Origin of the sequence: Oryzihumus sp. (assembly GCF_036391795.1) — a bacterium.
GTDB lineage: Bacteria > Actinomycetota > Actinomycetes > Actinomycetales > Dermatophilaceae > Oryzihumus.
In genome coordinates this window covers 1-25,920 of sequence record NZ_DASVZH010000067.1, presented here as the reverse complement: position 1 = coordinate 25,920, position 25,920 = coordinate 1, and the positions used below count along the sequence as shown (strand labels likewise).

Here is a 25,920-nt window from a genome sequence, read left to right as displayed (position 1 = left end):
CACCACCGTCCAGCTCGCGGGAGTGGGCGGGGTTCCTGACCGGACGGGGTCGTGGCGGAGGTGGGGTTTTCGGACACCCAGGTGGGCTACTGACGGCTCGGGTTCTCGGCGAGCGTTGTCGGCAAGCGACCACCCGGGTCGCCACCCGACACAAAGGAACTCCCATGAACCTCACCCAGCGCCCCGTCCTGATCGGCCTCACCGTGGTCGGCGCAGCCGCCCTCACCGCCGGCGTGACCGCCGTCGCCACCGCCAGCGCCGGCCCGCAGGCGTCGCCCCGCACCGTGGTCGCGAGCGCGAACACCGGGATGGACATGACCGGTACGACGACCACCCCCTCGGCGCCGACGCCCACCCCGACCTCGACCGGCACGACGACGACGGGCTCGACCACGTCCGCCGCGACGCCGGTGTCCCAGCCCGCGCCGGTCACCATGGCGCAGGCGGTCAGCCTGGCCGAGCGCAACACCCACGCCCAGCTCGACTCGGTCGACTCCGACCTCGGCCCGGCCGGGACGGAGTGGAAGGTCAAGCTCGTGCGCAGCGACGGCTCGGAGGTCAAGGTCTACGTGGTCGCCCGGACCGGCCGGCTCATGACCGAGATCCAGCACGACCAGGCCGAGGCCACCCAGCCCGAGACGCCGGACACCCCGGACGCGCCGGACCCGGCCGACACCCACGTCGGCTGACCGGTCAGCGCCGGCCGTCGTGTCCACGCACCGACCGCGCTCGCCACCATCCGGGACCAACCCACCGACCCGACGCGCCGAGGGGGACGTTTCTCGGGGTCTGAGCCAGGCTCAAACCCCGAGGAACGTCCCCCTCGGCAGGGTGGTGCGCCCGCTCGGCAGGATGGTGCGGCCCCCGGCGGGGGGATGCGAGTGGTGAGCGGTCAGGCCGGTGCGGCGGCCGCCTCGGCCAGCAGCGCGGCATACCCGGGCTTGACGACGTCCTCGATGATGGCGAGCCGCTCGTCAAAGGGGATGAACGCCGACTTCATCGCGTTGATCGTCACCCAGCGCAGGTCCTCGACGGTCCAGCCGGCCTCGGCGACGAGCAGGCCCATCTCGCGCGACATCGACGTGCCGCTCATGAGCCGGTTGTCGGTGTTGACGGTGACCCGGAACTTCAGCCGCTTGAGCAGGGTGATCGGGTGGTGGGCGATCGAGTCGGCCGCGGCCGTCTGCAGGTTGCTGCTCGGGCACATCTCCAGCGGGATGCGCCGGTCGCGCACGTACGAGGACAGCCGGCCCAGGGTGACCTCGGCCGGGTCGGCGGCGGAGAAGCGGGCCGGGTCGGCGGTGTAGGGCAGGTCGCCGACGCTGAGGTCGTCGACGATGCGCACGCCGTGGCCGAGCCGGTCGGCGCCGCACCACTGGATCGCCTCCCAGATGCTCGGCAGGCCGAACGCCTCACCGGCGTGGATGGTGAAGTGGGCGTTCTCGCGGCGGAGGTACTCGAATGCGTCGAGGTGCCGGGTGGGCGGGAAGCCGGCCTCGGCGCCGGCGATGTCGAACCCGGCCACGCCCTGGTCGCGGTAGCGCACGACCAGCTCGGCGATCTCGGTGCTCTTGGCGGCGTGGCGCATCGCGGTCAGCAGGGCGGTGACCCGGATCGGGTGCCCGGCGTCGGCGGAGCGCTTCTCCCCCTGGCGGAAGCCCTCGTTGACGGCCTCGACCACGTCCTCCAGGGACAGGCCGGCCTGCAGGTGCTGCTCGGGGGCGTAGCGGATCTCGGCGTAGACGACCCCGTCGGCGGCCAGGTCCTCCACGCACTCCCGGGCCACGCGGTGCAGGCCCTCGACGGTCTGCATGACGGCGAGGGTGTGGTCGAACGTCTCCAGGTAGCGCTCGAGCGAGCCGGAGTCGGCGCTGTCGCGGAACCACTGGCCGAGCGCCTCGGCGTCGGCAACCGGAAGCCCTTGGTAGCCAACGGTTTCGGCGATCTCGACGATCGTCTGGGGGCGCAGGCCGCCGTCGAGGTGGTCATGCAGCAGGGCCTTGGGGGCGCGCCGGATCTGGGCGTCGGTCGGCACGCTCAGTCCTCTCGGCCGACGGTGTCCGGGGAGAACGCGGGGGTGCAGACGGCGACGTACTCGGCGCCCTCGTCGCCGGTGGAGTAGCGGATCCGCTCCCCGGCGTGGGTGATGATCGACTGCCCCGCGGTGACCGTGGTCGGGCCGCCGTCGTGCTCGACGATGACGCTGCCCTTGAGCACCAGCGTCACCTCGTCGAAGGCCGGCGTCTGGAACGGCTCGTCCCAGTGGGGCGGGGCGATCATGTGGGCGACCGAGACGGCGTCGGTGCCGGTGGTGACCCGGCCGACGTGCTCGTCGATGACCTTGCCGCCGGGGACGGGGATACGCGTGGGAGTGGTGATCAGTCGGGGCACCCGGTCACGGTACCTCCCTGCTCAGCGGCGCTGCGACGGCCTCCGCTGCAGGCCGAGCCGCCGCCCCGCCACGCCGCCAGGACCACCGACCGACCCGCCCGCCGCTCAGCGCTCCTCCAGCCGGATCCGGCGGTCGCGCAGCTCGCGCATCCGACGGTGCAGGGCCTCCTCGGTGCCGGTGAGCGGCTCGCTGTTCGCGTCGGTCCCGACCAGCCAGGTCAACCCGGTGCGGCCCTCACCGTCCGCCCCGACAAGCGCCACGGCATAGAGGTCACCGTCACCGACGTGGGACTGGGCCCAGCCCACGGCGTCGATGATGTCCGCGTCCCGGATGTCGACTGTGCTGGTGGTCCACGGCGGCTCGTCGCTGCCGGTGCCGTGGAAGAGGTACACGCGGTACACCGGGCGGAAGTCCTCCCAGACGCTGTCCCGCTCATCCACGGCGTCCACGCGCATGTCGCCCTCCCCGGCCCTCGGCTCGCATGTCGAGCATAGGCACGGATGAGGTGACCTGGCCCCCGCACACGGCGTGGTGGCAAAGCCCCGGGAGACGGCGACGGCGGCCGACCGGACAGGTATGCCGGGTGGCCGCCGTCGTCGCGAAGGCTCAGCTGATGCGGTCGATCACCAGCGGCAGCAGGTCGGGGCGCGAGCCCTCGGGGGCGATGAAGTAGGCGCCCTCGAGCGCCTCGATCGCGCGGTCGAACTTCTCCGGGGTGTCGGTGTGCAGCGTCAGCAGCGGCTCCCCGGCGCGGACGCTCGCGCCCGGCTTGGCGTGCATCTCGACGCCGGCGCCGGCCTGCACCTGGTCCTCCTTGCGGGCGCGCCCGGCCCCGAGGCGCCACGCGGCGACGCCGACCTGGAGCGCGTCCAGGGAGGTGAGCACACCGTCCGCGGGGGCGTAGACGACGTGCGTCTCCTTGGCCACCGGCAGCTCGGCGTCGGGGTCGCCGCCCTGGGCGGCGATCATGCGGCGCCACACGTCCATGGCGCGGCCGTCCTTGAGCGCCTCGGCCGGGTCGACGTCCTCACGCCCGGCGGCGGCGAGCATCTCGCGGGCCAGGGTCAGGGTCAGCTCGACCACGTCCTCGGGGCCGCCACCGGCGAGCACCTCGACGGACTCGCGGACCTCCAGGGCGTTGCCGGCGGTCAGGCCGAGCGGCACCTGCATGTTGGTCAGGAGCGCCACGGTCTTCACGCCGGCGTCGGTGCCGAGGTCGACCATGGTGCGGGCCAGCTCGCGGGCCTGCTCGACGTCCTTCATGAACGCCCCGGAGCCGACCTTGACGTCGAGGACCAGCGCGCCGGTGCCCTCGGCGATCTTCTTGCTCATGATCGAGCTCGCGATGAGCGGGATCGCCTCGACCGTACCGGTGACGTCGCGCAGGGCGTAGAGCTTCTTGTCGGCCGGGGCCAGCGCCGCGCCGGCCGCGCAGATCACCGCGCCGACCTCCTCGAGCTGGCGCATCATCTCGGCGTTGGTGAGGTCGGCGCGCCAGCCGGGGATGGACTCCAGCTTGTCGAGGGTGCCGCCGGTGTGGCCCAGCCCGCGGCCGGACAGCTGCGGCACGGCGACGCCGCACGCGGCGACCAGCGGCGCCAGCGGCAGGGTGATCTTGTCGCCGACGCCGCCGGTCGAGTGCTTGTCCGACGTCGGCCGGGACAGCGTGGAGAAGTCCATCCGCTCCCCCGAGCGGATCATCGCGTCGGTCCAGCGGCTGATCTCGCGGCGGTTCATCCCGTTGAGCAGGACGGCCATCGCCAGCGAGGACATCTGCTCGTCGGCGACCACGCCGCGGGTGTAGGCGTCGATCACCCAGTCGATCTGGGGGTCGGACAGCTCGTGCTTGTCGCGCTTGGCGACGATGACATCAACGGCGTCGAAGGCTTCACTCACCGGCACATCATCCCTCAGGCGGTATGCCGGGTCGTCACCCTTTCGCTGCTGGCGTAGGTCCCGGGCCGCTCCCCGGTGGGCCCCGGCGGGGCGATCGGCGAGACTGGAGGGCATGACGACGCCCGACGGATCGCCCGACCGCGCCCCGCTCGTCCTCGTCACGGGGGTGACCGGCTACATCGGTGGCCGCCTCGTGCCCGAGCTGCTCGCCGCCGGATACCGGGTGCGGGCCATGGCCCGCCACCCCGAACGGCTGCGCGACCGCGAGTGGCGCGCCCAGGTGGAGGTGGTGCGGGCCGACGCCTCCGACCCCGCGCAGGTGCGCGAGGCGCTGGAGGGCGTCGACGTGGCCTACTACCTGATCCACGCCCTGGGCACCGGGCGGCGGTTCGAGTCGCGCGACCGGCACACGGCGCGCACGTTCGCGGTGGCGGCGCGGCAGGCCGCGGTGGGGCGCATCGTCTACCTCGGCGGCCTCTACCCCGAGGGCGAGGAGCTCTCCCCCCACCTGGACTCCCGGCGCGAGGTCGGCGAGATCCTGCTGGCCAGCGGGGTCCCGACGACGGTGCTGCGGGCGGCGGTGATCCTCGGGTCGGGCTCGGCCTCCTTCGAGATGCTGCGCTACCTGACCGAGCGGCTGCCGGTGATGGTCACCCCGAAGTGGCTCAACACCCGGATCCAGCCGATCGCGGTGCGCGACGTCCTGCGCTACCTCGTCGGGTCGGCCGCGATGCCGGCAGACGTCAACCGCGGCTTCGACGTCGGCGGCCCGGACGTGCTCACCTACCGCGACATGATGCAGCGGTATGCGCGGGTGGCCGGCTTGTCGCCGCGGCGGATCCAGACCGTGCCGCTGCTGACCCCGTCGCTGTCGAGCCACTGGGTCGGGCTGATCACGCCGGTGCCCAACAGCATCGCCCGGCCGCTGGTCGACTCCCTCATCCACGAGGTGGTCTGCAAGGAGGACGACATCAAGGACTACGTCCCCGACCCGCCGGAGGGGCTGCTCGGCTTCGACGAGGCGGTCGAGCTGGCGCTGGCCAAGGTGCGCGACCTGGACGTGGCGACGACGTGGACGTCAGCCTCCACCGTGGGGGCGCCGAGCGATCCGCTGCCGAGCGACCCCGACTGGGCCGGCGGCTCGCTCTACGTCGACGAGCGGGAGTCGCTGGTCGAGGCCTCGCGCGAGTCGCTGTGGTCCGTGATCGAGGGCATCGGCGGGGCCAACGGGTGGTACTCGTGGAAGCTCGGCTGGGCGGCCCGCGGGCTGATGGACCGGCTCTTCGGCGGGCCCGGCCTGCGCCGCGGCCGGCGCGACCCCTACGACCTGTCGGTCGGTGACGCGCTGGACTGGTGGCGGGTGGAGGAGATCGAGGACCTGCACCTGCTGCGGCTGCGCGCCGAGATGCGCCTGCCCGGGCTGGCCTGGCTGGAGCTGATCGCCGACACCGACGAGCGGGGGCGCACGGTGTTCCGCCAGCGGGCGCTGTTCCACCCGCACGGGTTGCCGGGGCACCTGTACTGGTGGTCGGTCTTTCCCTTCCACGGCATCGTCTTCGGCGGGATGCAGCGCAACATCGCCGCAGCGGCCGAGGTCGCCGAGCAGGAGGGCAAGCTGGCGAGGTGGCGCGCGTCCCGTCAGGTCGGCGCCTGACGAACCTCTTGTGACACAACGGAACCGGGGCGACCCCAGTGGGGCCGCCCCGGTCCGTGTTACGGGTTGTGCTGGTTCAGCGGTCCAGGGACTCCGCCCCGAACGCCTGAGGCAGCACCTCGCGCATGGTCTGGACGCCGGCAGGGGTCATCAGCAGGCACTCGGGCCCGCCGTTCTCCCACAGCAGCTGCCGGCAGCGGCCACAAGGCATCAACGCCTCCCCCGCACCGTTGACGCAGGCCACGGCCACGAGGCGACCGCCGCCGGTGAGGTGCAGCTGGGAGACCATGCCGCACTCGGCGCACAGCCCCACGCCGTAGGCGGCGTTCTCGACGTTGCACCCCACGACGACGCGGCCGTCGTCGACGAGGCCGGCCACGCCGACGGGGAAGCGCGAGTACGGCGCGTAGGCCAGGCGCATGGCGCCGACGGCCTGCTGCCGCAGTGCCTCCCAGTCGGGTGCTGCTTCCGTGTTCGTCACCCGGTCAGCCCTTGACGTAGGGCTCGCCGTCCGCAGCGGGTGCCCGGACCCGGCCCACGAGCCCGGCCACGGCGAAGAGGGTCGCGAGGTAGGGCAGCATCGCCAGGAAGTTCGAGGGGATCGTCACCGGCGTCTGGATGAACGACAGGACTGTCTGCAGGGCGTCAGCGAAACCGAATAGCAGTGCGGCGGCGATGGCGCCACGGGGGCTCCACCGACCGAAGATGACCGCAGCCAGGGCGATGAAGCCCTTGCCCGAGGAGATGTTCTTGGAGAACGCCCCCACCGCGCCGATGGTCAGGAACGCCCCAGCCAGTCCGGCCACGGCACCACCCATGACGACGTTGCGGTAGCGGGTGCGCAGCACGTTGATGCCGACCGTGTCCGCGGCCTTGGGGTGCTCACCGACTGCCCGGGCGCGTAGGCCCCAGCGGGTGCGGAACAGCGCCACGTCGACGATGACGATGAGCACGTACGTCATGTAGACGATGATGTTGGCATCGAACAGCAGCGGCCCGATGATCGGGATGTCCCCCAGCACGGGGATCTTGATCGGCCCGAAGAACCCGGGGTTGTTCAGCGTGTTGGCGTTGGGCTGCATGACCGCGTCGTAGAGGAACCCGGTGAGTCCCAGGGCGAACACGTTGAGCACGACGCCGAGCACGACCTGGTTGACCAGGTAGCGGATCGCGAACACCGCAAGCATCAGGCCCATCAAGCCACCGGCGATGACCGCCGCGAGGATCCCGAATCCCTTGTTGTGGGCGATGCTGGCGACCAGGGCACCCGCCCATGCACCCGCGAGCATCTGTCCCTCGATCGCCACGTTGATGACGCCGGAGCGCTCACACAGGACGCCGGCCAAGGCTCCGAGGATGAGCGGGATGGCCAGGAAGATCGACTGCTGGAGCAGGCCGAGCAGGTCGATGCTGGTGCCCTTCTGCCCGGTGGCGGCCCAGCACAGGAACGTGATGATGAAGCACAGGGCGGTCGCGGCCAGCACCCACTTCATGGCACGCCGCGGGAAGCCCTTGACCACCTGCCACATGCCGAGCAGGACGACGACGATCCCGAGGATGATCCCCGTCAGGCGGGCCGGCAGGGTCACGTTCGGCACCTTCACCGCTGCGCCGCTGGGCGACAGCTGGAATGAGGCGTCGTAGCCAGCCTTGGCGCCAGCGCCCAGCACCAGCGCGCAGACCAGACCCACGAAGATGAGGGCGCTGCCGGTCACCATGCGGCGCCGGACGCTGACCGGGGGTTCGACCTTCTTGAGGACGATGACCTCGGACTCGGCGTCCGAGGGGGTCGGTGACAGTGTGGAGGTACTCACCCGTTCCATCCCTTCGCCATCGTCTGCGTCACGCTGGTCGGCGCCGCCTTGAGCCGGAAGACCGACCGGACTAGCGACGGCGCCGCGATGAACAGGACGATGAGAGCCTGAACCACCAACACCAGGTCAACGGGGGTGCCGGTGCTGGACTGCATCTGGACCCCACCGGCGCGCAGCGCTCCGAACAGGAGGCCGGCCAGGACCGTGCCCAGCGGCGTGGCCCTGCCCAGCAGGGCCACGGTGATCGCGTCGAAGCCGAACCCGGCGTCGATGTCCTGGGTGATCGCCGAGTTGGTGCCCAGGATCTGGCTGACACCGGCCAGGCCGGCGAGGCCACCCGCGATGAGCATCACGGTGGTGTAGCTCCGCTCGACGCTCATCCCGGCGGTGCGGGCGGCGAACTGGTTGGCACCGACTGCGCGCAGCTGGAAGCCCAGCGTGCTGCGGGTCAGCAGCCACCACACCCCGGCCGCTGCCAGGAGCGCGATCAGGAGGCCGGCGTGCACCCGCAGGCCCGAGCCGAGCAGGTGCGGCAGCCGCGCCGTGTCCTTGACGACGTTGGAGATCGCCTGGCCGTACGGCGGCCGCTGGAAGCCGCGCAGCGACAGCAGGTAGGCCAGGAAGTTGTACGCGATGTAGTTGAGCATGATGGTCGTGATGACCTCGTGGGCACCCGTCCGCGCCTTCAGGAAGCCGGCGAGCCCACCCCAGATGGCACCGCCGATGATTCCCGCGATGATCGCGACCAGCACGTGGAGGACCGGGGGCATGCTCCAGGCGAAGCCGACGTAGCCGGCGGCCACGGCACCCATGATGATCTGGCCCTGGCCACCGATGTTGAACAGTCCGGCCCGGAACGCCAGACCGACCGACAGACCGCCGAGGATCAGCGGCGTGGCGCTGACCAGCGTCTCGGACAGCGGTCCGAAGAGGCCGCTCAGTGTGCCGTCCGAGGCCGTGTGCGGGTTGAACACCGCGCCCTGGAAGAGCGCTGTGTAGGCGCTGATGATGGCCGACCAGCCCGCATTGAGGGTGTCGGCGGGAGCGGCGAAGAAGTACTTCGAGGCCGCCTGGGTGGCCGGGTCCGCGATGGCGATGAGCACGGCGCCCACGATCATGGCCGCGATGAGCGCGAGCACGGTCACGACCACGGGGTTGCCGTAGCGGATCGCGTCCCAGGCCCTGCCCCCCAGCCCACGGCCCTCGCCGGCGGGCCGCGTCGCTTCGGTCCCCGTCGGGGCGACCGCCTGCTCCGCGGCTGGCTGGGCCTCCTCCGGCGGCGCGGCCGTCGTCTTGTCCTCGGTCACGACGGCTCCTTCGACGTCTGTGTGGTCAGGGTGGCCTCGGCCCGCTCCACGGTGGAGCCGGCCATGAGGAGGCCGATCTCGTCGGCAGAGGCGCCACCCGGCAGCTCGCCGATGATCCGGCCGCGATACATGACGCCGATCCGGTCGGCCAGGCCGAGCACCTCGTCCAGCTCGGTCGACACGAGGATCACGGCGGCGCCGTTGTCCCGCTCCTCCACGATGCGCCGGTGCACGAACTCCATCGAGCCGACATCCAGGCCGCGGGTCGGCTGCGCGACCACGAGCATCTTCAGCGGCCTGGACAGCTCGCGGGCCAGCACCACCTTCTGCTGGTTGCCGCCGGAGAGCGTGGACGCGGCCGACCGGATGGATGGCGTGCGCACGTCGAACTCGTCGACCCGATGGTCCGCGTTGGCGTCGATCGCCTTCAGGTCCAGGGACAGCCCCTTGGCGAACGGCTCGCGGTGGTACAGGTCCAGCACGAGGTTCTCGGCGATGGTGAAGCTGCCGACCAGGCCGTTGTGCAGGCGGTCCTCGGGCACGTAGCCCACGCCCTTGCCGAGCAGGTCGTCGATGCTCGAGGCGGTGACGTCCTCCCCTGAGAGGCTGATGCGTCCCGAGGTCGGCTCACGCAGACCGACGATGGCCTCGGTCAGCTCGGTCTGGCCGTTGCCCTGGACTCCGGCGAGGGCATAGATCTCGCCGGCCCGCACGGTGAGGCTGACATCGTCGACGACCACCTGGCCCTGCTCGTCGAGCACCCGGACGGTGTCGACGTCGATCACGTCGGTGCCGGGCTCGGCCTCCTCCTTGTCGATCGTCAGCTTGACCGGGCGACCGACCATGAGGGAGGCGAGCTCGGCCGAGGAAGCGGTCGGCTCCGCGGTGCCGACGACCTTGCCCCGCCGGATCACGGTGATCCGGTCGGCGACCTCTCGGACCTCGCGCAGCTTGTGGCTGATGAACACGATGGAGGTGCCGGCGTCGCGCAGCCCCTTCATGACCGCGATGAGCTCGTCGGTCTCCTGCGGGGTGAGCACGGCTGTGGGCTCGTCGAGGATCAGCACCTTGGCGTCACGGATGAGCGCCTTGACGATCTCGACGCGCTGCTGCACGCCGACGGGCAGGTCCGCGACCAGCGCGTCGGGGGGCACCTGCAGGCCGTACCTCGTCGAGACCTCCTCGACCTGACGCCGGGCGCGGCGCCGGTCCAGGAAGCCCAGCCCACGGGTCTGCTCGTGGCCGAGCTCGACGTTCTCGGCCACCGTGAACACGGGGATGAGCATGAAGTGCTGGTGCACCATGCCGATGCCGGCGGCCATGGCGTCGCCGGGACCCTTGAAGGTCACCGGCTTGTCGTCGACGAGGATCTCACCCTCGTCCGGGTGGTAGAGCCCGTAGAGGACGTTCATCAGGGTGCTCTTGCCGGCGCCGTTCTCGCCCAGCAGGGCATGGATCTCGCCGGGCTCGACCACCAGGTCGATCGAGTCGTTGGCGACAAGTGACCCGAATCGTTTGGTGATTCCGCGGAGTTCGAGCTTCAGGGTGTCCTCCAGAGCGTGAGAAGCGGAGAGGGGGAGGCCGGGTCTCCGGCGCTCCCCCTCTCCCGGTGTTCAGTTCGTCAGCGTCACTTCGGCTGGCTGGGCGACGTGATCTGGATCTTGCCCGAGGTGATGTCAGCCTTGACCTGGTCGAGCTCGCTCTTGACGTTGGCCGGGATCTTGCTGTCGAACTGGTGGAACGGGGACAGGCCCGTGCCGTTGTTCTTCAGTGTGCCGATGTAGCTGCCTGACGGGAAGGTGCCCGAGGCAGCCTGCAGAGCGTACTGCGTCACCGAGTCGGTGAGGTTCTTCGTCACGCTCGAGACGAAGTAGGGGCAGTACTGCGCGGCGCTCACGCAGCCGTCGGTGTCGACCCACAGGACGCTGACCTTGCCGTTGGACGCCTGGGCCGCAGCGCCGGCGCCGAGGCCGGTGCCGCCGGCAACCGGGAAGATCACGTCAGCACCCTGCTGGACGAAGGCCTGGGAGATCGAGCGACCCTTGTTCTGGTCGGTGAAGGACTGCGCGAAGGTGCCGCCCTTCTGGTTCTTCTCGTCCCAGCCGAGGACCGCGACGTTCTTGCCCTTGGTCTTGTTGTAGTACTGCACACCCTCCCAGAAGCCATCCATGTAGATGGTCACCGGCGGGATGTTGAGGCCACCGAAGGTCGCGACCTTGCCGCTCTTGGTCGTGGCAGCCGCGAGGTAGCCGCCGAGGAAGGCGCCCTGCGCGGTGTTGTACTGCAGGCCGTAGACGTTCGCGCCGGACGGGGGGGCGTCGATCTCGGCGAAGTGGCTCTTGGGGTGCTGGGCGGCGACGGACTTGACCGCGTCGCTCATGAGACCACCGACGGCGATGATCGTGTCGCAGCCCTTGTTGACCTCGGCCTGGAGGTTGGGGGTGTAGTCGTTCTGGCTGTTCGACGACACGTAGGAGATCTTGATGTTGGGGTTCTGCTTGTTGGCCGCCTGCAGACCCGCCCAGGAGGACTGGTTGAAGGAGCGGTCGTCGACGCCGCCGGTGTCGAGCACCATGCACGCGTTCAGCGCCTTGCCCGACGCCGACCCGCCGGACGCGGAGCCGGAGCTTCCGCCGGATGCCGTTGAGCTCGCCGTCGGCTTGGCGCCGCAGCCTGCGGCCAGACCCACGACCGCAACGAGGGTCACGACCTTCATCACCGAACGCAAAAGTGTCTCCTTTTGTTGGCGGCCTCAGACCGCGCCGAACAGCCCACTATCGGCGCAGACTCTAGCGCCGGCCCTGGCCGGGTTCGACCACTTACTGAGACTTGGCTGTCAACCGTTACCGATCCGCGACCGGGGTTCATCGTCCCGCCAGGGCTGCTCCGGCGAGCAGCGCCGCGCCCACCGCGATGGCGCCCTCGTCGACGACCAGATCGCCCTGGTGCAGGTCGTAGGTGGGGCCGCCGGGGGTGCGGGTGCCGAGCCGGGCCATCGCCCCGGGCACGGTCTGCAGGTACCACGCGAAGTCCTCGCCGCCGAGCGACTGCCGGGTACCGGTGACCGCGTCCGGGCCGATGAGCGCCAGCGCGGCCGACTCCAGGGCGGCGACCGAGGGCCCGTCGTTGACCAGCGGCGGCACGCCGCGCACGTGCTCGAGGTGGGCGGACACGCCATACGGGGAGACGACGTTGCGGACTGTCTCCTCGATGAGCGGGCCGACCTCCTCCCAGACGGCGGCGTCGAGCATGCGCAGGGTGCCGCTGACCGTGCCGGTGGAGGGGATGACGTTCTGGGCGACCCCGGCGTGCACCGCACCCCAGACCAGGGCGACGCCGGCGCGGGGATCGACCCGCCGCGACAGCACCGCGGGCACGTCGGTGAGCACCTTGCCCAGGGCGTAGGTGAGGTCCTGGGTCAGGTGCGGGCGGGAGGTGTGCCCGCCCCGGCCGGACAGGGTCACCGTGACCGAGTCGGCCGCCGCGGTGATCGGGCCCTCCAGCAGCCCGATCTGGCCCAGGTCGATGGTCGGGTCGCAGTGCACGCCGAGAATGCGGTTGACCGCGTCGAGCCCGCCCTGGGCGACCACGTCGTGGGCCCCGCCGGGCATGACCTCCTCGGCCGGCTGGAACAGCAGGCGCACACCCAGGCCGCGCGACTCGAGCTGGCGCTCCAGCCCCTTGAGGACCAGGCCGGCACCGACGACGGCGGCCACGTGCACGTCGTGGCCGCAGGCGTGGCAGACCCCCTCGGTGCGCGAGGCCCAGGGCAGCCCGGTCACCTCCATCAGCGGCAGGGCGTCGAGGTCGGCGCGCAGCGCCACCCGGTATGCCGCGTCGACCGGGCCGATGTCGGCCACCAGGCCGGTGCCGGCCAGGGGCCGCACCCGCAGCCCGGCCCGGGACATCACCTCGGCCACGACCGAGGTCGTGCGGGTCTCCTTGCCGGACAGCTCGGGGTGGGCGTGCAGGTCCCGGCGCAGCGCGACGAGGTCACCGCCGAGGCGCTTGACAGCGGCGGTGACCTGGTCGTGGACGGGTGACTGGCTCACGGGCTCGCCAGCCTAGCGGGGCGGGTGCAGCGCGAGCTTGAACCCCGTGTGGCTGGCCTCGAAGCCGAGCCGCTCGTAGAACCGGTGCGCGTCGGCGCGGGACGCGTTGGAGGTCAGCTGCACCATGCCGCAGCCGAGCTCGCGGGCCGTGCCGACCGCCCACTCGAGCATCTGGCTGCCCAGGCCGCGGTCCCGCTGGCTCGCGGCGACGCGCACCGCCTCGACCAGGGCGCGGGTCATGCCACGGTGCGACAGCCCGGGGATGACGGTCAGCTGCAGGGTCCCGACGACCTCACCGTCCCGGTCTGCCACCATGAGCCACTGGCGGGGGTCGGCCACGATCGCCTCGAACGCCTGCGCGTAGGCAGGGTCGCCGGGCTGCTCCCGCTGCGCCCCGAGGACGTCGTCGGCGAGCAGGCCGACGATGGCGGGCAGGTCGGCGGCGGTCGCCCGCCGGATCGTGGCCTCCCCCATCAGAAGGTCTCGCGCGGGACGTACAGGCCCCACACGTCACGCAGCGCGTGGCTGACCTCGCCTCCGGTGGCGCGCAGCTTGAGCGCCTCGCGCATCGGGAACAGCACGTTGTCCGAGCCCCGGGCCGCGGTGCGCAGGTCGTCGAGCGCGCGTTCGACGGCGTCGTTGTCGCGCTCCTTCCGCAGGGTGGCCAGCCGCTCGCACTGGTCGACCTCGATCTGGGGGTCGACCCGGAGGGGCTCGTAGGGCTCCTCCTCGTCGAGGGTGTACTTGTTGACCCCGACGACGGTGCGCTCCTTGTTGTCGATCTCCAGCGCCACGCGGTAGGCCGAGCGCTCGATCTCGGACTTCTGGAAGCCCTGCTCGATCGCGGCGACCGCGCCGCCCTGGTCCTCGACCGCCTGGATCAGCTCCAGCGAGGCACCCTCGAGGTCGTCGGTCATCGACTCCACGACGTAGCTGCCGGCGAACGGGTCGACCGTCTTGGTCACGTCGGTCTCGAACGCGATGACCTGCTGCGTGCGCAGGGCGAGCCGCGCCGCCTTCTGGGTGGGCAGGGCGATGGCCTCGTCATACGAGTTGGTGTGCAGGCTCTGCGTGCCGCCGAGCACGGCGCCGAGGCCCTGCAGGGCGACCCGGACGAGGTTGACCTCGGGCTGCTGCGCGGTCAGCTGCACGCCCGCGGTCTGGGTGTGGAAGCGCAGCATCATCGACTTGGGGTTCTTCGCCCCGAACTCCTCCTTCATGATCCGCGCCCAGATGCGGCGGGCCGCGCGGAACTTGGCGACCTCCTCCAGCAGGGTGGTGCGGGCGACGAAGAAGAAGGACAGGCGCGGGGCGAAGTCGTCGACGTCGAGGCCGGCGGCGATCGCGGTGCGGACGTACTCCTTGGCGTTGGCCAGGGTGAAGGCGATCTCCTGCGCGGGCGTCGCCCCCGCCTCGGCCATGTGGTAGCCGGAGATGGAGATCGTGTTCCAGCGCGGGATCTCCCGGTGGCAGTAGGCGAAGATGTCGCTGATCAGGCGCAGCGACTCCTTCGGCGGGTAGATGTAGGTGCCGCGGGCGATGTACTCCTTGAGCACGTCGTTCTGGATCGTGCCGGTCAGCTGGTTGCCGGCGATCCCCTGCTCGGCCGCGACCAGCTGGTACATCAGCAGCAGCGTCGAGGCGGGCGCGTTGATCGTCATCGACGTGCTGACCTTGTCCAGGGGCAGGTCGTGGAACAGCGTGCGCATGTCGTCGATAGAGTCGATCGCCACGCCGACCTTGCCGACCTCACCGTGGGCGATGGCCTCGTCGGAGTCGTAGCCCATCTGCGTCGGCAGGTCGAAGGCCACCGACAGGCCGCCGGTGCCGGCGCTGACCAGCTGGTGGTAGCGCTCGTTGGACTCCTTGGCGGTGCCGAAGCCGGCGTACTGGCGCATCGTCCACGGCTTGCCGGTGTACATCGTCGGGTAGACGCCGCGGGTGAACGGGAACTGCCCCGGCGCGCCGAGCTTGCTCTCCGGGTCGAAACCCTCGAGGTCGGCCTGGTCGTAGACCGGGGCGATCGGGAGGTCGGACTCGGTGCGCGCGGACGGGGTCTCTGCCATGGGCGTGAGCCTAGTGTTCACCGGCCTCCGGCCGAACTTCCGGTGGCCGATCTCACGCGGCCTCAGCCGCGCCGGGCGTCCATCTCGTTGAGCGCGGCGACCAGCGCCGGGCCGGCGTAGATGTAGCCGGAGTAGACCTGCAGCAGGCTCGCCCCGGCGTCGAGCATCGCGGCGCCGTCGGCGGCCGTCATGATGCCGCCGACGCCGATGACCGGCAGGTCGGTGTGCCGGGTGATGTAGCCGACGACCTCACGGGCGCGGGCCGTCAGCGGCGCCCCGGACAGCCCGCCGGCCTCCCGGGCGAGGTGGATGTCGCGCAGCGCCACCCCGTCCCGGCTGAGCGTGGTGTTGGTGGCGATGACCGCGCGGACACCGGTCTCGGTGCACACCTGCAGCGCCTCGTCGATGGCGCTGTCGGTCAGGTCGGGGGCGACCTTGACGAAGACGGGGGTCGGGTCCTGGCCTCGGGCGGCGGCGAGCGCAGCCGCCTCGGCCGTGATCGCGGTGAGCAGCTCGCGCAGCGGCCCGGCATCCTGCAGCGAGCGCAGCCCGGGGGTGTTGGGGCTGGAGACGTTGACCGCGACGTAGTCGGCCAGCCCGTCCAGCGCCCGCAGCGACGTCAGGTAGTCCTCGGTCGCCTCCTCCAGCGGGGTCACCTTGGTCTTGCCCAGCGACACCCCGATCGGTATGCCGGCCGGACCGGCCGCGCGCAGCCGCGCCGCGAGCGCCGCCGCCCCCTCGTTGTTGAAGCCCATCCGGTTGACGATGGCGCGGGAGGCCTTGAGCCGGAACAGGCGCGGCCGGTCGTTGCCCGGCTGGGCGTGTGCGGTGACGGTGCCGAGCTCGGCGTGACCGAAGCCCATCGACCCCCACGCCTTGACCCCGACCCCGTTCTTGTCGACCCCGGCGGCCAGGCCGACGACGCCGGGGAAGGTGATCCCGGCGACCGTGCGCGGGCGGCGCTCTCCCCCGGTCAGCAGCCGCAGCGCGCGCAGCGCCGCCGGGTGCCCGCCGAGCCGCTCGACCGCATCGAGGGTGGCGTGGTGGGCGGTCTCGGCGTCCCCGCCGCCGAGGCGGAACAGCCCCGGCCGCAGCAGGTGCCGGTAGCCGAGGTCCATCACTGCCGCGCGCGCCGAGTCCATGGCCGTGACCCTAGCGAGCGCGATGTCCCCACCGGACACGGCTTCGCGTGCGCTCGCGGGACCTCCGCCTCAGGTGGAGGCCGTCTGACGGGCGGCAGGCTGACGTGGTGGGCAGCATCCGACAGGCTCTGGCCGAGCGCATCGGCGAGTGGTCCCCCGCGCGGTATCCGGAGACGCCGTGGCAGCGGGCGGACCTGCGGATGCCGATCCTCCTGTGGCGACTGGGGCTGGGCCGGTTGGCCGGTCCCCTCATGCTGCTGACGGTGACTGGCCGCTCCAGTGGCCTGCCGCGGCGCACGCCGGTCACGGCACACGTCGTCGCCGGCCGGACCTACCTGTGGTGCCCGTATGGCGGGCGCTCCCAGTGGTACCGCAACCTGCTGGCGAACCCGGTCGCGACGACTCAGTCACGCCGGGGCACCCAGGCGGTGCGCGCGGTCGCCGTCGACGACGAGGACGAGGCCGTGGAGGTCGTCGCCGAGCTGCGCCGCTTCAACCCGCCGTGGCTGCGTCGCTACCTCGAGGGCGAGGGCATCGCCGACACCCTCGAGGACATCGCCAGGAACACGCAGCGGCTGCACATCCGGCGCCTGGAGCCGACATCGGTGGAGGGTCCGCCGGAGCTCACGGCAGACCTGGCCTGGCTCTGGCTTCTCCCGGTCGCCCTGGCGGCGTTGCTCGCCAGGCGACGGCGGCACTAGCCGGCGTCGGTGTCCGGTCCGCTCTGTCGAGGTACGCCGCGCTCTGCCGCGTCAGCCGGGAAGTAGACCGCTGGCGCGGGCGACGCTCTGAGCCGGCGGGCGCGCCAGCACGTCGAGGAGGAAGTCCTCCTCCTCGTGGCTGACCAACGGGGCGAGGTCCACGCGGGTCAGGGCCAACCGGTGCACCTCGTCGCCGCGTAGCGGGTAGTCAGCCACGGGGTGCCGCCAGTGGCACAGCAGCAGGACCCCGTCCGGGCCGAGCGACGACAGGCACCACTCGAGCAGCTGCTCGACGCCGTCGACGTCGAGGTAGTAGGCCACCTCGGAGAGGACGATGAGGTCGAACGTCCCCTCCGGCCACTCCGTCGCGGCGTGCATCCGCCTCACGTCGACGCCGGGCATCCCGGCCGTGCGGCGCCGAGCCTCCTCCACGGCAGCCTCGGCCAGGTCCACCGCGAGGAGCGCGTCGCAGCGGGAGGCCAGCTCGGCGGTCAGGACCCCGACCGAGCAGCCCACCTCGACGGCCCGGCTGAACCTTCGGCGTGGCAGGGACGCCAGAGTGACTGCGCGCTTGCGCTCCTCGTACCAGCGGTCGGTGTAGCCCCACGGGTCGGGACCGTTGTCGCGGTAGAAGTCGTCGAAGTACGCCGGCTCCAGGGTCGGCCCGGGCGGGGCCGACGCGAAGAACAGCTCGTGCGGGCGGTCGAAGTGGGCGACGAAGCCCGGCGCGAGCAGCACCTCGTCACCGGGTTGGTCCGACAGCGGCTCGGTCTGCGAACGGTGGGCGGCCAGCGCCGAGCGCTTGTGTTCCCGCACCTCGGCGTCCAGTGGCTGCCGCACCAGCTGCCCCCATGGCACGCGCGGGTCGGCGGGAGTCGCCCAGTGCCAGGCCCACACGGGGTACTCCAACGAGGTGGCGCCTGCCTCTCGCGCGGCAGCCGACGCTCCGGCCGCGGCAGCGCTGTGGTCGGGGTGGCCGTCCCCCGCCCACGGGGCCAGGACCCAGCAGCCGGCCGTGGCGTGTGCCGTCACCGCCGCACGCACCGCGGCGACGTGGTCGGAGAGCTGCCCGTCGGGCAACCGGAGCAGGTGCACGCGGGCCTGCGGAGCCAGCCGCCTGACCGCCATCACCACCTCCTCGGCGCGCCGGTCCGCCAACCGCTCCGGCGTCACGGTGGGGGAACCGGGGTGGGACGCCTCCCCCAGGGTCGCGACGACCACGTCCACGGGCAGTCCCCGGCGCGCTGCCTCGGCGATGAGCCCGCCGCACCCGAGCGACTCGTCGTCCGGGTGCGCTGCGACCACGACGACGTGGCCGACCCCCTCCCAGTCGAGCAGCGGCACGAGGTCGAGCCGGCCCCAGGCGCGCCAGGCTCGCTCGTCGGTGCCGGGGTCGTCGTGGGAGAACGTCACCACGGCAACCGCGCCCGGCCGTGCAGCATCTCTCCCAGCCGGGCCACGTCGCGCTCGGCGTGGTGCTGACGCAGGTAGACGGTGAGGTCGGCGACCCGGGTCGCGTGCTCGGCGTCGAGGGTCAGCGGCGCCGGCCCCAGGGCGTGGCCGACCGTCGTGATGGTGGTCTCTGCTGCTGCGGCGACGGCAGAACGGGTGCGCAGCGCCAGCACCTCGCCGGGACCGCCCTCGGCGTGGCCGGCATCGACCTCGACCGCAGCGGCGGCCAGCGCCTGCCGGGCCGCCCCGAGCGCGAGGTCGATGTGGCCGAGGTGCCAGAACGCGAGCTGGTCCGGCGGACGGGCGGCCAGGCTGCGGGCGAGTGCCCGGGCCAGGCCGACGGCTCCGCCGTACCAGCAGGCCGCCACGCCGATGCCACCGTGAGCGAAGCCGGGACGGATGAGGTACCAGTCGGTCCCGCCCACGGGCTGGGCAGGCACCTCCTCGAAGTGCACCGGCCCGCTGGGGACGTCGACGAGTCCCCGCGCGTGCCAGGTGTCGGGCTCGACCGTGACGCCAGGGTGCTGCAGCGGCACGGCGAACAGGCGCCGGCCACCGCTCACGTGCGCGGTCACGAGCGCATGTGTGAGGCGCCCGGCCAGGGAGCACCACGGCTTGGTGCCGCTGACCACCCAGCCGGTGCCGGGCTGGTCCACGGCGTCCAGGCGGACCCCCGGGCCTTCTGCGGCGAACACCCCCCAGGTCGTGCCCGGCCCGGCCACGGACGACAGCCCGGCCTCGGCGAGGATCGCCAGGGCGTCCACGTGCGCTTCCAGGACGCGGGCCGCCGTCAGGTCCACCGCCGCCACGCTCGCGAGCAGCTCCCATCTCTGCCGGGTCCGACCGCTCGCGGGCAGGGGCACGCACTGCCCCAGCTCGGCGGCGAGGAGCAGGTGGTCGCCGACACTCTTGCCGCGCGCTCGCCCCGCGGCCTGGCAGGCCAGGGCCTCCACCGGCTCGCCACCCAGCTGCACCTCCGCAGCCTCGGTATCCGCCGTCCCGGTCGAGCCGTTCATCCCTGCTCCTCTGTTGGCAACGCCTCAGCCCCGGTGGCCGGCGCCCCTGTCTCGAGGCGCCACAGGTCGTGACTCACCCCGCTGGGTGCCCGGCCCAGCAGCCGGTCGCTGGTGAGGACCGGCGTGCCGATCGTCGCCAGGCTCACCGTGCCCGGCAGGGTGGCGACCCGTCGGGCCAGCGCCCGGTCCTCATGCGCGGAGTGGTGAGGGAACCCGCCGGCCGCCAGGTAGGTGGCGGCCCGGATGCCCAGGTTGGCTCCGTGGACGTGCCCGTGGCCACCGTCGGCGTGGAGGCGACCCGCGTAGGCGTCATGCCACGCGGCAAGGGTCGCCGGCGCGGCAGCCCCACCGTGGGGCGTGACGGTCCCGAGGACCAGGTCAGCACCACGGTCGGCGAGGTCGAGCTGGTGGGCCATCCAGCGCTCGGGGACCACCGAGTCGGCGTCGGTGTGGGCCAGCCAGGTGGTCGTGAGGTCGAGTGCCCGGACCCGGCGCAGCGCGTGACGGACCCCGAGGTCCCTGGCCTGGCCGACGGACCGGCAGTCCACGGCCACCGAGCGGACCTCGGCTCGGCCGGCGACCACGTCGGCGCTCCGGTCGGTGCAGCCGTCCAGGACCACCCAGACGTCGACCGGCACGCTCACGTGACGCCGGGCGCGGTCGAGCCCGTCCAGGCAGGACCCGAGCACCTGCTCCTCGTCGCGGGCAGGGACAACCACGAGGACGCGCTGCACGCGTGGCCGCATCACACCTCCCGGGCTCGGTCCGACACCGACCCAGGAGCAACTACCCAGACCGGCTCGACGGTAACCCCTCGGGCGCTCAGGTCAGGTCGGTGCGGCCGGACTCCTTGAGCCGGTCCACCAGGGCCTTGACATCCTGCGCGCGGGAGCGGGTGGTGACGAGGAGCGCGTCCGGAGTGTCGACCACGACCACGTCGTCCAGGCCCAGGACCGCCACCGTGCGCCCGGTCCCGGACACGACCAGGCCCGACGCGTCCTGCAGCAGCACGTCGTCCACAGCCGTCCCCAGGACCTTGAGGTCCTCGCCGGCATCGGGCAGCAGCCCGGCGAGGGAGGCGAAGTCGCCCACGTCGTCCCAGCCGAAGTCGCCGGGGATCACCGCGACCTTGCCGTCGCGGGCCGCCGGCTCGGCGAGGGCATGGTCGATCGCGATCCTGGTCAGCGTCGGCCAGACGTCGGCCAGCCGGGTCGGGTCGGCGGCGATGGCCCGCAACCCCTCGGCCAGGCCGGGCTGGTAGTCCGCCAGCAGGTCCAGCAGCACCGAGGCCCGGACGACGAACATGCCCGCGTTCCAGCGGTACTCACCGGTGGCCAGGTATGCCGTGGCCGTCGCCTCGTCCGGCTTCTCCACGAACGAGCGCACCGACAGCGCCCGCGGTGCCCCCTCGACGGCCAGCGGCTCCGCGGCCTGGATGTAGCCGAACCCGGTGGCCGGGTGCGTCGGCTCGATGCCGATGGTGACCACCTTGCCGGTCCGGGCCACGGCCACCGCCTCGGCGACACAGGCGGCGAACCGGTCCTCGCCGGTGATCACGTGGTCGGCGGCGAACGAGGCGACCACTGCGTCGGGGTCACGCCGCTCGAGCAGCGCCGCCGCCAGGCCGATCGCGGCGGCGGAGTCGCGCGGCGAGGGCTCGGCCAGCAGCGAGTCGTAGGCCAGGTCGGGCAGCTGGGCGGCCACGGCGTCGCGGTGGGAGACGCCGGTGACCACGACGATGTTGGTGCCGCACAGCGGGGCCAGCCGGTCCCACGTGGCCTGCAGCAGCGAGCGACCCGAGCCGGTCAGGTCGTGCAGGAACTTCGGCGAGGAGGCCCGCGACAGCGGCCACAGACGGGTCCCGGCACCCCCGGCGGGGATCACGGCATACAGGCCCTCGATGGTCGGCCCCGGCTCGGAAGTCATGGCGCAGAACCTAGCCGACCGCTGTGCAGGCGTTCGGCGGTCACCACCTCGTCACCCGACCCTCCCGGCGACGTCACCCGCAGATCACCGGGGCTCGCGACCGTGGTGGCGTGCGGATCGCGATCGTGACCGAGTCGTTCCTGCCGACCCTCAACGGGGTCACCACCAGCGTCTGCCGGGTGCTGGAGTGCCTGCGCGACGCCGGCCACGAGGCCGTCGTGATCGCGCCCCACCCGGCCCCGCCGAGCTTCGCCGGCTTCCCCGTGCACACCGTGGCCAGCGTGCCGGTGCGCCAGTTCCCGGTCGGGCTGCCGACCGGGGAGGTCGAGGAGGTCCTGGCCGCGTTCGGGCCGGACGTGGTGCACGTGGCCAGCCCGTTCGTCGTCGGGGCCCGCGGCCTGGCTGCCGCCACCCGGCTGGGCGTGCCGACGGTCGCGGTCTACCAGACCGACATGGCCTCCTACCTGCGCCAGCACGGACGCGGCCCGGCCGGCCGCGCCGCCTCCCGGGCCGCGTGGCGCTGGATCCGGCGGATCCACGGGCAGGCCGGGCTGACCCTGGCACCCTCCTCCGCCGCACTGCAGGACCTGCGCGACCACGGGGTGCCGCGCACGGCGCTGTGGGGACGCGGCGTGGACGCCGGCCTGTTCCACCCCGGCTGGCGCGAGGACGCCCGGTGCCGGGCGCTGCGCCGGACCCTGGCCCCGGGCGGCGAGCTGCTGCTCGGCTACGTCGGCCGCCTGGCCCCGGAGAAGGAGCTGGAGCGGCTCGCGACACTGGCCACCGCGCCGGGCACCCGCCTCGTCCTCGTCGGAGACGGCCCCTCCCGCCAGGCCCTGGGGGCACTGCTGGCCGAGGCGGTCGCCGCCGGCCCGGGCCGCCCGACCCTGCCGCCGGTGTTCCTCGGCCGGCGCGAGGGCGAGGAGCTCGCGCGGGCCTACGCCGCCTTCGACGTGTTCGTGCACACCGGCACCCGCGAGACCTTCGGGCAGACGCTGCAGGAGGCCGCCGCCAGCGGGCTCCCGGTCGTGGCCCCGGCCCGGGGCGGCCCGCTGGACCTGGTCGCGCACGGCCGGACCGGGCTGCTGTTCGACCCCGACGACCCCGGCGCCCTGGAGCGGCAGGTCCGGACGCTGACCGACCCCGTGCACGGCGCGGCGCGGCGCGCGGCCCTGGGTCGCGCGGCATACCGGCAGGTGACCTCCCGCTCCTGGCCCGCCCTGGTCGCCCAGCTGCTGGACCACTACGCCGCGGTCGCCGCCGGGGAGGGCGCGCGGGCCGCCTGAGGTGTCTGGTTCCTCACAACGGCAGCACCCGGGAACTCCGGGGTCGCAGGCGCTCACTAGCATTGGGGCGATCCGGACGGAGCCGTCCCCTGCCCACGCGCGCACGACGACGGCGGTCGTCCCAGCTTCCTCGCGTGAAAGGGACGCATCGTGCCCCAGGCAGCATCCGGGACGTTGTATCGCGGCCGTGAAGGCATGTGGTCGTGGGTCGCGCACCGCATCAGCGGCGTGCTGATCTTCTTCTTCCTCTTCGCCCACGTGCTCGACACCGCGCTGGTCCGGGTCTCCCCGGAGGCCTACAACTCGGTCATCGGCACCTACAAGAACCCGATCGTCGGGCTCGGTGAGCTCGGCCTCGTGGCCGCGGTGCTCTTCCACGCCTTCAACGGGATCCGCGTGATCCTCGTGGACTTCTGGTCCCGGGGCCCGAAGGTGCAGCGGCAGATGTTCTGGGCCGTCATCGCCATCTGGGTCGTCCTCTTCGTGCCGTTCGCGATCCGGCACCTGTCCCACGTCTTCGGCTGAAAGGGCTGGGCATCGTGAGCACTGCAACCCCCACCGACCGCGGTCCCAAGCTGACCGAGCTGACCAAGCGCTCGCCGTACAAGCGCCGCCTGCGCGGCCGCGGCAACTTCGAGCTGTGGTCGTGGATCTTCATGCGCGGCTCCGGAGTGCTGCTGCTGGTCCTGGTCCTCGGCCACCTGTTCGTCAACCTGGTCATGGGCCAGGGCATCAAGGCGATCGACTTCGCCTTCGTCGGCGGCAAGTGGTCCAGCCCGTTCTGGCAGGTCTGGGACCTGCTCATGCTGTGGCTGGCCGAGATCCACGGCGTCAACGGCGTGCGCACCGTCATCAACGACTACACCGAGAAGGACTCGACCCGCCTCGTCCTGAAGAGCCTGCTCATCTTCAGCGCCGTGGTCGTCCTCGTGCTCGGCACGCTCGTCATCTTCACCTTCGACCCGTGCCCGACCGGTGCGGCGGCCGGTGACCTGCCCAGCTTCTGCGCCAAGTAAGGACAACTGATGCAGACCCACAAGTACGACGTCGTCATCGTCGGGGCCGGTGGCGCCGGCATGCGCGCCGCGCTCGAGTCCTCCTCGCGCGTGCGCACGGCGGTGCTGACCAAGCTCTACCCCACCCGCTCCCACACCGGCGCTGCCCAGGGCGGCATGTGCGCCGCCCTCGCCAACGTCGAGGAGGACAACTGGGAGTGGCACACCTTCGACACGGTCAAGGGCGGCGACTACCTCGTCGACCAGGACGCCGCGGAGATCATGTGCAGGGAGGCCATCGACGCGGTCATCGACCTCGAGAAGATGGGCCTGCCGTTCAACCGCACCCCCGAGGGCCGCATCGACCAGCGCCGCTTCGGTGGCCACACCCGCAACCACGGTGAGGCCGCGGTCCGCCGCTCCTGCTACGCCGCCGACCGCACGGGTCACATGATCCTGCAGACGCTCTACCAGAACTGCGTCAAGCTGGGCGTGGAGTTCTACAACGAGTTCTACGTCCTGGACCTGATCATGACCGAGGTGGACGGCGAGCAGCGCCCCGCCGGCGTCGTCGCCTACGAGCTGGCCTCCGGCGAGATCCACGTCTTCCAGGCCAAGGCCGTCATCTTCGCCACCGGTGGCACCGGCAAGGTCTTCAAGACCACCTCCAACGCCCACACCCTGACCGGTGACGGCATGGGCGTGGCGTTCCGCCGGGGCCTGCCCCTGGAGGACATGGAGTTCTTCCAGTTCCACCCGACCGGTCTGGCCGGCCTCGGCATCCTGCTGTCCGAGGCCGCGCGCGGCGAGGGCGGCATCCTGCGCAACAGTGAGGGCGAGCGCTTCATGGAGCGCTACGCCCCCACCATCAAGGACCTCGCGCCGCGTGACATGGTCGCCCGCGCGATGGCCAACGAGGTGCGCGAGGGCCGCGGCTGCGGGCCGAACAAGGACTACGTCCTGCTCGACCTGACCCACCTCGAGCCGGCCGTCATCGACGCCAAGCTGCCCGACATCACCGAGTTCGCCCGGACCTACCTCGGCGTCGAGCCCTACACCGAGCCGGTGCCGGTCTACCCGACCGCGCACTACGCGATGGGTGGCGTGCCGACCAACGTCGAGGCCGAGGTGCTGCGCAACAACACCGACGTCGTTCCCGGTCTGTACGCCGCCGGCGAGGTCGCCTGCGTCAGCGTCCACGGCGCCAACCGTCTGGGCACCAACTCGCTGCTCGACATCAACGTGTTCGGCCGCCGCGCCGGCATCGCCGCCGCCGAGTTCGCCTCGACCGCCCCGTGGGTCGAGCTGCCCGCGGCGCCGGAGCTGCACACCACCTCGATGATCGAGGCCATCCGTGCGCGCGGCACCGGCGAGCGCGTGGCCGACCTGCGCAAGTCGCTGCAGGAGACCATGGACCGCAACGTCCAGGTGTTCCGCACCGAGGCCTCGATGAAGGAGGCCCTCGGAGTCATCGACGAGCTCAAGGAGCGCTACGCCAACGTCGTCGTCCAGGACAAGGGCAAGCGCTACAACACCGACCTGCTCGAGGCCGTCGAGCTCGGCTTCCTCATCGAGCTCGCCGAGGTCATCACGCTCGGCGCCCTGGCCCGCAAGGAGTCCCGCGGCGGTCACTTCCGTGAGGACTACGAGACCCGTGACGACGTGAACTTCATGCGTCACACGATGGCCTACCGTGCGCCGATCAACCCCGGCGCCGAGGGTGAGCCCACCTTCGCCAACGAGGTCCGGATCGACTACAAGCCGGTGACCGTGACCCGCTACCAGCCGATGGAGCGTAAGTACTGATGACTGCTGTCGCCGAGAAGCCCGCGGGCGGGGCCGCCCCCGCCGGCGAGGTCCCTTCGTTCACCGTCACCCTGCGCATCCAGCGGTTCAACCCCGAGGTCGACTCCGAGGCGCACTACGAGGAGTACCAGGTCCTCGCGCACGCCACGGACCGCGTCCTCGACGCGCTGCACCAGATCAAGTGGGAGCAGGACGGCTCGCTGAGCTTCCGCCGCTCCTGCGCCCACGGCGTGTGCGGCTCGGACGCGATGCGGATCAACGGCAAGAACCGGCTCGCCTGCAAGACGCTCATCAAGGACGTCAACCCGGACAAGCCGATCACCGTCGAGCCGATCAAGGGCCTTCCCGTGGAGAAGGACCTCATCGTCGACATGGAGCCGTTCTTCGACGCCTACCGCGAGGTCATGCCGTTCCT

At 72.0% G+C, this 25,920-nt stretch carries 25 protein-coding genes; 8 read left to right on the top strand and 17 right to left on the bottom strand.

Annotated elements, in window-relative coordinates; translation table 11 throughout:
• Positions 1 to 164: 164 nt before the first annotated feature.
• Complete coding sequence (locus VF825_RS03900; RefSeq protein WP_331110345.1) at positions 165 to 689, top strand: hypothetical protein; 525 nt, start codon at positions 165 to 167, stop codon at positions 687 to 689.
• A gap of 203 nt (positions 690 to 892) precedes the next feature.
• Here VF825_RS03900 and VF825_RS03895 read toward each other — a convergent pair whose 3' ends face one another.
• From VF825_RS03895 to VF825_RS03880, 4 genes are all read right to left on the bottom strand, one after another.
• Positions 893 to 2,035, bottom strand: coding sequence for an adenosine deaminase (locus tag VF825_RS03895; protein ID WP_414695760.1), 1,143 nt, complete (start codon positions 2,033 to 2,035; stop codon positions 893 to 895).
• 2 nt (positions 2,036 to 2,037) lie between these two features.
• Positions 2,038 to 2,391 carry a cupin domain-containing protein gene (locus VF825_RS03890; RefSeq protein ID WP_331110343.1) on the bottom strand — a complete coding sequence of 118 codons (354 nt, stop codon included), beginning with the start codon at positions 2,389 to 2,391 and terminating at the stop codon, positions 2,038 to 2,040.
• 105 nt (positions 2,392 to 2,496) lie between these two features.
• Positions 2,497 to 2,847: a hypothetical protein gene (locus tag VF825_RS03885; RefSeq protein WP_331110341.1), complete on the bottom strand. Its 351-nt coding sequence runs from the start codon at positions 2,845 to 2,847 to the stop codon at positions 2,497 to 2,499.
• 151 nt (positions 2,848 to 2,998) lie between these two features.
• On the bottom strand, positions 2,999 to 4,288 hold the full coding sequence (locus tag VF825_RS03880; protein ID WP_331110339.1) for a thymidine phosphorylase: 1,290 nt from the start codon (positions 4,286 to 4,288) through the stop codon (positions 2,999 to 3,001).
• 112 nt (positions 4,289 to 4,400) lie between these two features.
• Here VF825_RS03880 and VF825_RS03875 point away from each other — a divergent pair, with 112 nt between their 5' ends.
• Positions 4,401 to 5,942 (top strand): SDR family oxidoreductase, encoded by a 1,542-nt coding sequence (locus tag VF825_RS03875; RefSeq protein WP_331110337.1) that lies wholly within the window; start codon positions 4,401 to 4,403, stop codon positions 5,940 to 5,942.
• A gap of 76 nt (positions 5,943 to 6,018) precedes the next feature.
• On the opposite strand, the gene VF825_RS03870 is transcribed toward VF825_RS03875, so the two are convergent.
• From VF825_RS03870 to VF825_RS03830, 9 genes are all read right to left on the bottom strand, one after another.
• Positions 6,019 to 6,423 carry a cytidine deaminase gene (locus tag VF825_RS03870; protein ID WP_331110335.1) on the bottom strand — a complete coding sequence of 135 codons (405 nt, stop codon included), beginning with the start codon at positions 6,421 to 6,423 and terminating at the stop codon, positions 6,019 to 6,021.
• A 4-nt stretch (positions 6,424 to 6,427) separates the two neighbouring features.
• Positions 6,428 to 7,765 carry an ABC transporter permease gene (locus VF825_RS03865; RefSeq protein WP_414695759.1) on the bottom strand — a complete coding sequence of 446 codons (1,338 nt, stop codon included), beginning with the start codon at positions 7,763 to 7,765 and terminating at the stop codon, positions 6,428 to 6,430.
• A complete protein-coding gene (locus VF825_RS03860; protein ID WP_331110331.1) occupies positions 7,753 to 9,063 on the bottom strand; it encodes an ABC transporter permease in 1,311 nt (436 codons plus the stop codon). Before VF825_RS03860 ends, VF825_RS03865 begins: the two co-directional genes overlap by 13 nt.
• Positions 9,060 to 10,607: an ABC transporter ATP-binding protein gene (locus VF825_RS03855; RefSeq protein WP_331110348.1), complete on the bottom strand. Its 1,548-nt coding sequence runs from the start codon at positions 10,605 to 10,607 to the stop codon at positions 9,060 to 9,062. Before VF825_RS03855 ends, VF825_RS03860 begins: the two co-directional genes overlap by 4 nt.
• A gap of 83 nt (positions 10,608 to 10,690) precedes the next feature.
• Positions 10,691 to 11,779 (bottom strand): BMP family ABC transporter substrate-binding protein, encoded by a 1,089-nt coding sequence (locus VF825_RS03850; protein WP_331110329.1) that lies wholly within the window; start codon positions 11,777 to 11,779, stop codon positions 10,691 to 10,693.
• A 148-nt stretch (positions 11,780 to 11,927) separates the two neighbouring features.
• On the bottom strand, positions 11,928 to 13,115 hold the full coding sequence (locus tag VF825_RS03845; RefSeq protein ID WP_331110327.1) for an amidohydrolase: 1,188 nt from the start codon (positions 13,113 to 13,115) through the stop codon (positions 11,928 to 11,930).
• A gap of 12 nt (positions 13,116 to 13,127) precedes the next feature.
• Positions 13,128 to 13,589, bottom strand: a complete 462-nt coding sequence (locus tag VF825_RS03840) for a GNAT family N-acetyltransferase (protein WP_331110325.1) — start codon at positions 13,587 to 13,589, stop codon at positions 13,128 to 13,130.
• On the bottom strand, positions 13,589 to 15,181 hold the full coding sequence (locus tag VF825_RS03835) for an acyl-CoA mutase large subunit family protein (RefSeq protein WP_331110323.1): 1,593 nt from the start codon (positions 15,179 to 15,181) through the stop codon (positions 13,589 to 13,591). The genes VF825_RS03840 and VF825_RS03835 overlap by 1 nt, the downstream gene beginning before the upstream one ends.
• A 62-nt stretch (positions 15,182 to 15,243) precedes the next feature.
• Positions 15,244 to 16,323, bottom strand: a complete 1,080-nt coding sequence (locus VF825_RS03830; protein WP_331110321.1) for a quinone-dependent dihydroorotate dehydrogenase — start codon at positions 16,321 to 16,323, stop codon at positions 15,244 to 15,246.
• Positions 16,324 to 16,430: 107 nt separating this feature from the next.
• On the opposite strand from VF825_RS03830, the gene VF825_RS03825 reads away from it, so the two are divergent.
• Positions 16,431 to 17,024 carry a nitroreductase family deazaflavin-dependent oxidoreductase gene (locus VF825_RS03825; protein ID WP_331110319.1) on the top strand — a complete coding sequence of 198 codons (594 nt, stop codon included), beginning with the start codon at positions 16,431 to 16,433 and terminating at the stop codon, positions 17,022 to 17,024.
• Between the two features lie 51 nt (positions 17,025 to 17,075).
• On the opposite strand, the gene VF825_RS03820 is transcribed toward VF825_RS03825, so the two are convergent.
• From VF825_RS03820 to VF825_RS03805, 4 genes are all read right to left on the bottom strand, one after another.
• On the bottom strand, positions 17,076 to 18,437 hold the full coding sequence (locus VF825_RS03820) for a bifunctional PIG-L family deacetylase/class I SAM-dependent methyltransferase (protein WP_331110317.1): 1,362 nt from the start codon (positions 18,435 to 18,437) through the stop codon (positions 17,076 to 17,078).
• The gene (locus tag VF825_RS03815; RefSeq protein ID WP_331110315.1) at positions 18,434 to 19,492 is read right to left on the bottom strand and encodes an acyl-CoA dehydrogenase family protein; all 1,059 of its coding nucleotides are present in this window, start codon (positions 19,490 to 19,492) and stop codon (positions 18,434 to 18,436) included. The genes VF825_RS03820 and VF825_RS03815 overlap by 4 nt, the downstream gene beginning before the upstream one ends.
• Complete coding sequence (locus VF825_RS03810; RefSeq protein WP_331110314.1) at positions 19,489 to 20,238, bottom strand: glycosyltransferase; 750 nt, start codon at positions 20,236 to 20,238, stop codon at positions 19,489 to 19,491. Before VF825_RS03810 ends, VF825_RS03815 begins: the two co-directional genes overlap by 4 nt.
• Positions 20,239 to 20,314: 76 nt before the next feature.
• Positions 20,315 to 21,418: a mannose-1-phosphate guanylyltransferase gene (locus VF825_RS03805; protein WP_331110312.1), complete on the bottom strand. Its 1,104-nt coding sequence runs from the start codon at positions 21,416 to 21,418 to the stop codon at positions 20,315 to 20,317.
• A 110-nt stretch (positions 21,419 to 21,528) separates the two neighbouring features.
• Between VF825_RS03805 and VF825_RS03800 the strand changes: the two genes are divergently transcribed.
• The 5 genes from VF825_RS03800 to VF825_RS03780 all read left to right on the top strand — a co-directional run.
• Positions 21,529 to 22,704, top strand: a complete 1,176-nt coding sequence (locus tag VF825_RS03800) for a glycosyltransferase family 1 protein (protein ID WP_331110310.1) — start codon at positions 21,529 to 21,531, stop codon at positions 22,702 to 22,704.
• Positions 22,705 to 22,854: 150 nt separating this feature from the next.
• Positions 22,855 to 23,229, top strand: coding sequence for a succinate dehydrogenase, cytochrome b556 subunit (gene sdhC / locus VF825_RS03795; RefSeq protein WP_141787286.1), 375 nt, complete (start codon positions 22,855 to 22,857; stop codon positions 23,227 to 23,229).
• A gap of 50 nt (positions 23,230 to 23,279) precedes the next feature.
• Entirely contained in the window at positions 23,280 to 23,720 is a 441-nt protein-coding gene (locus VF825_RS03790) for a succinate dehydrogenase hydrophobic membrane anchor subunit (RefSeq protein ID WP_141789765.1), read from the top strand.
• 9 nt (positions 23,721 to 23,729) lie between these two features.
• The gene (sdhA, locus tag VF825_RS03785; protein WP_331110306.1) at positions 23,730 to 25,505 is read left to right on the top strand and encodes a succinate dehydrogenase flavoprotein subunit; all 1,776 of its coding nucleotides are present in this window, start codon (positions 23,730 to 23,732) and stop codon (positions 25,503 to 25,505) included.
• On the top strand, positions 25,505 to 25,920 hold a 416-nt coding region (locus VF825_RS03780), incomplete at its 3' end, for a 2Fe-2S iron-sulfur cluster-binding protein (RefSeq protein ID WP_331110304.1). The genes sdhA and VF825_RS03780, both read left to right, overlap by 1 nt.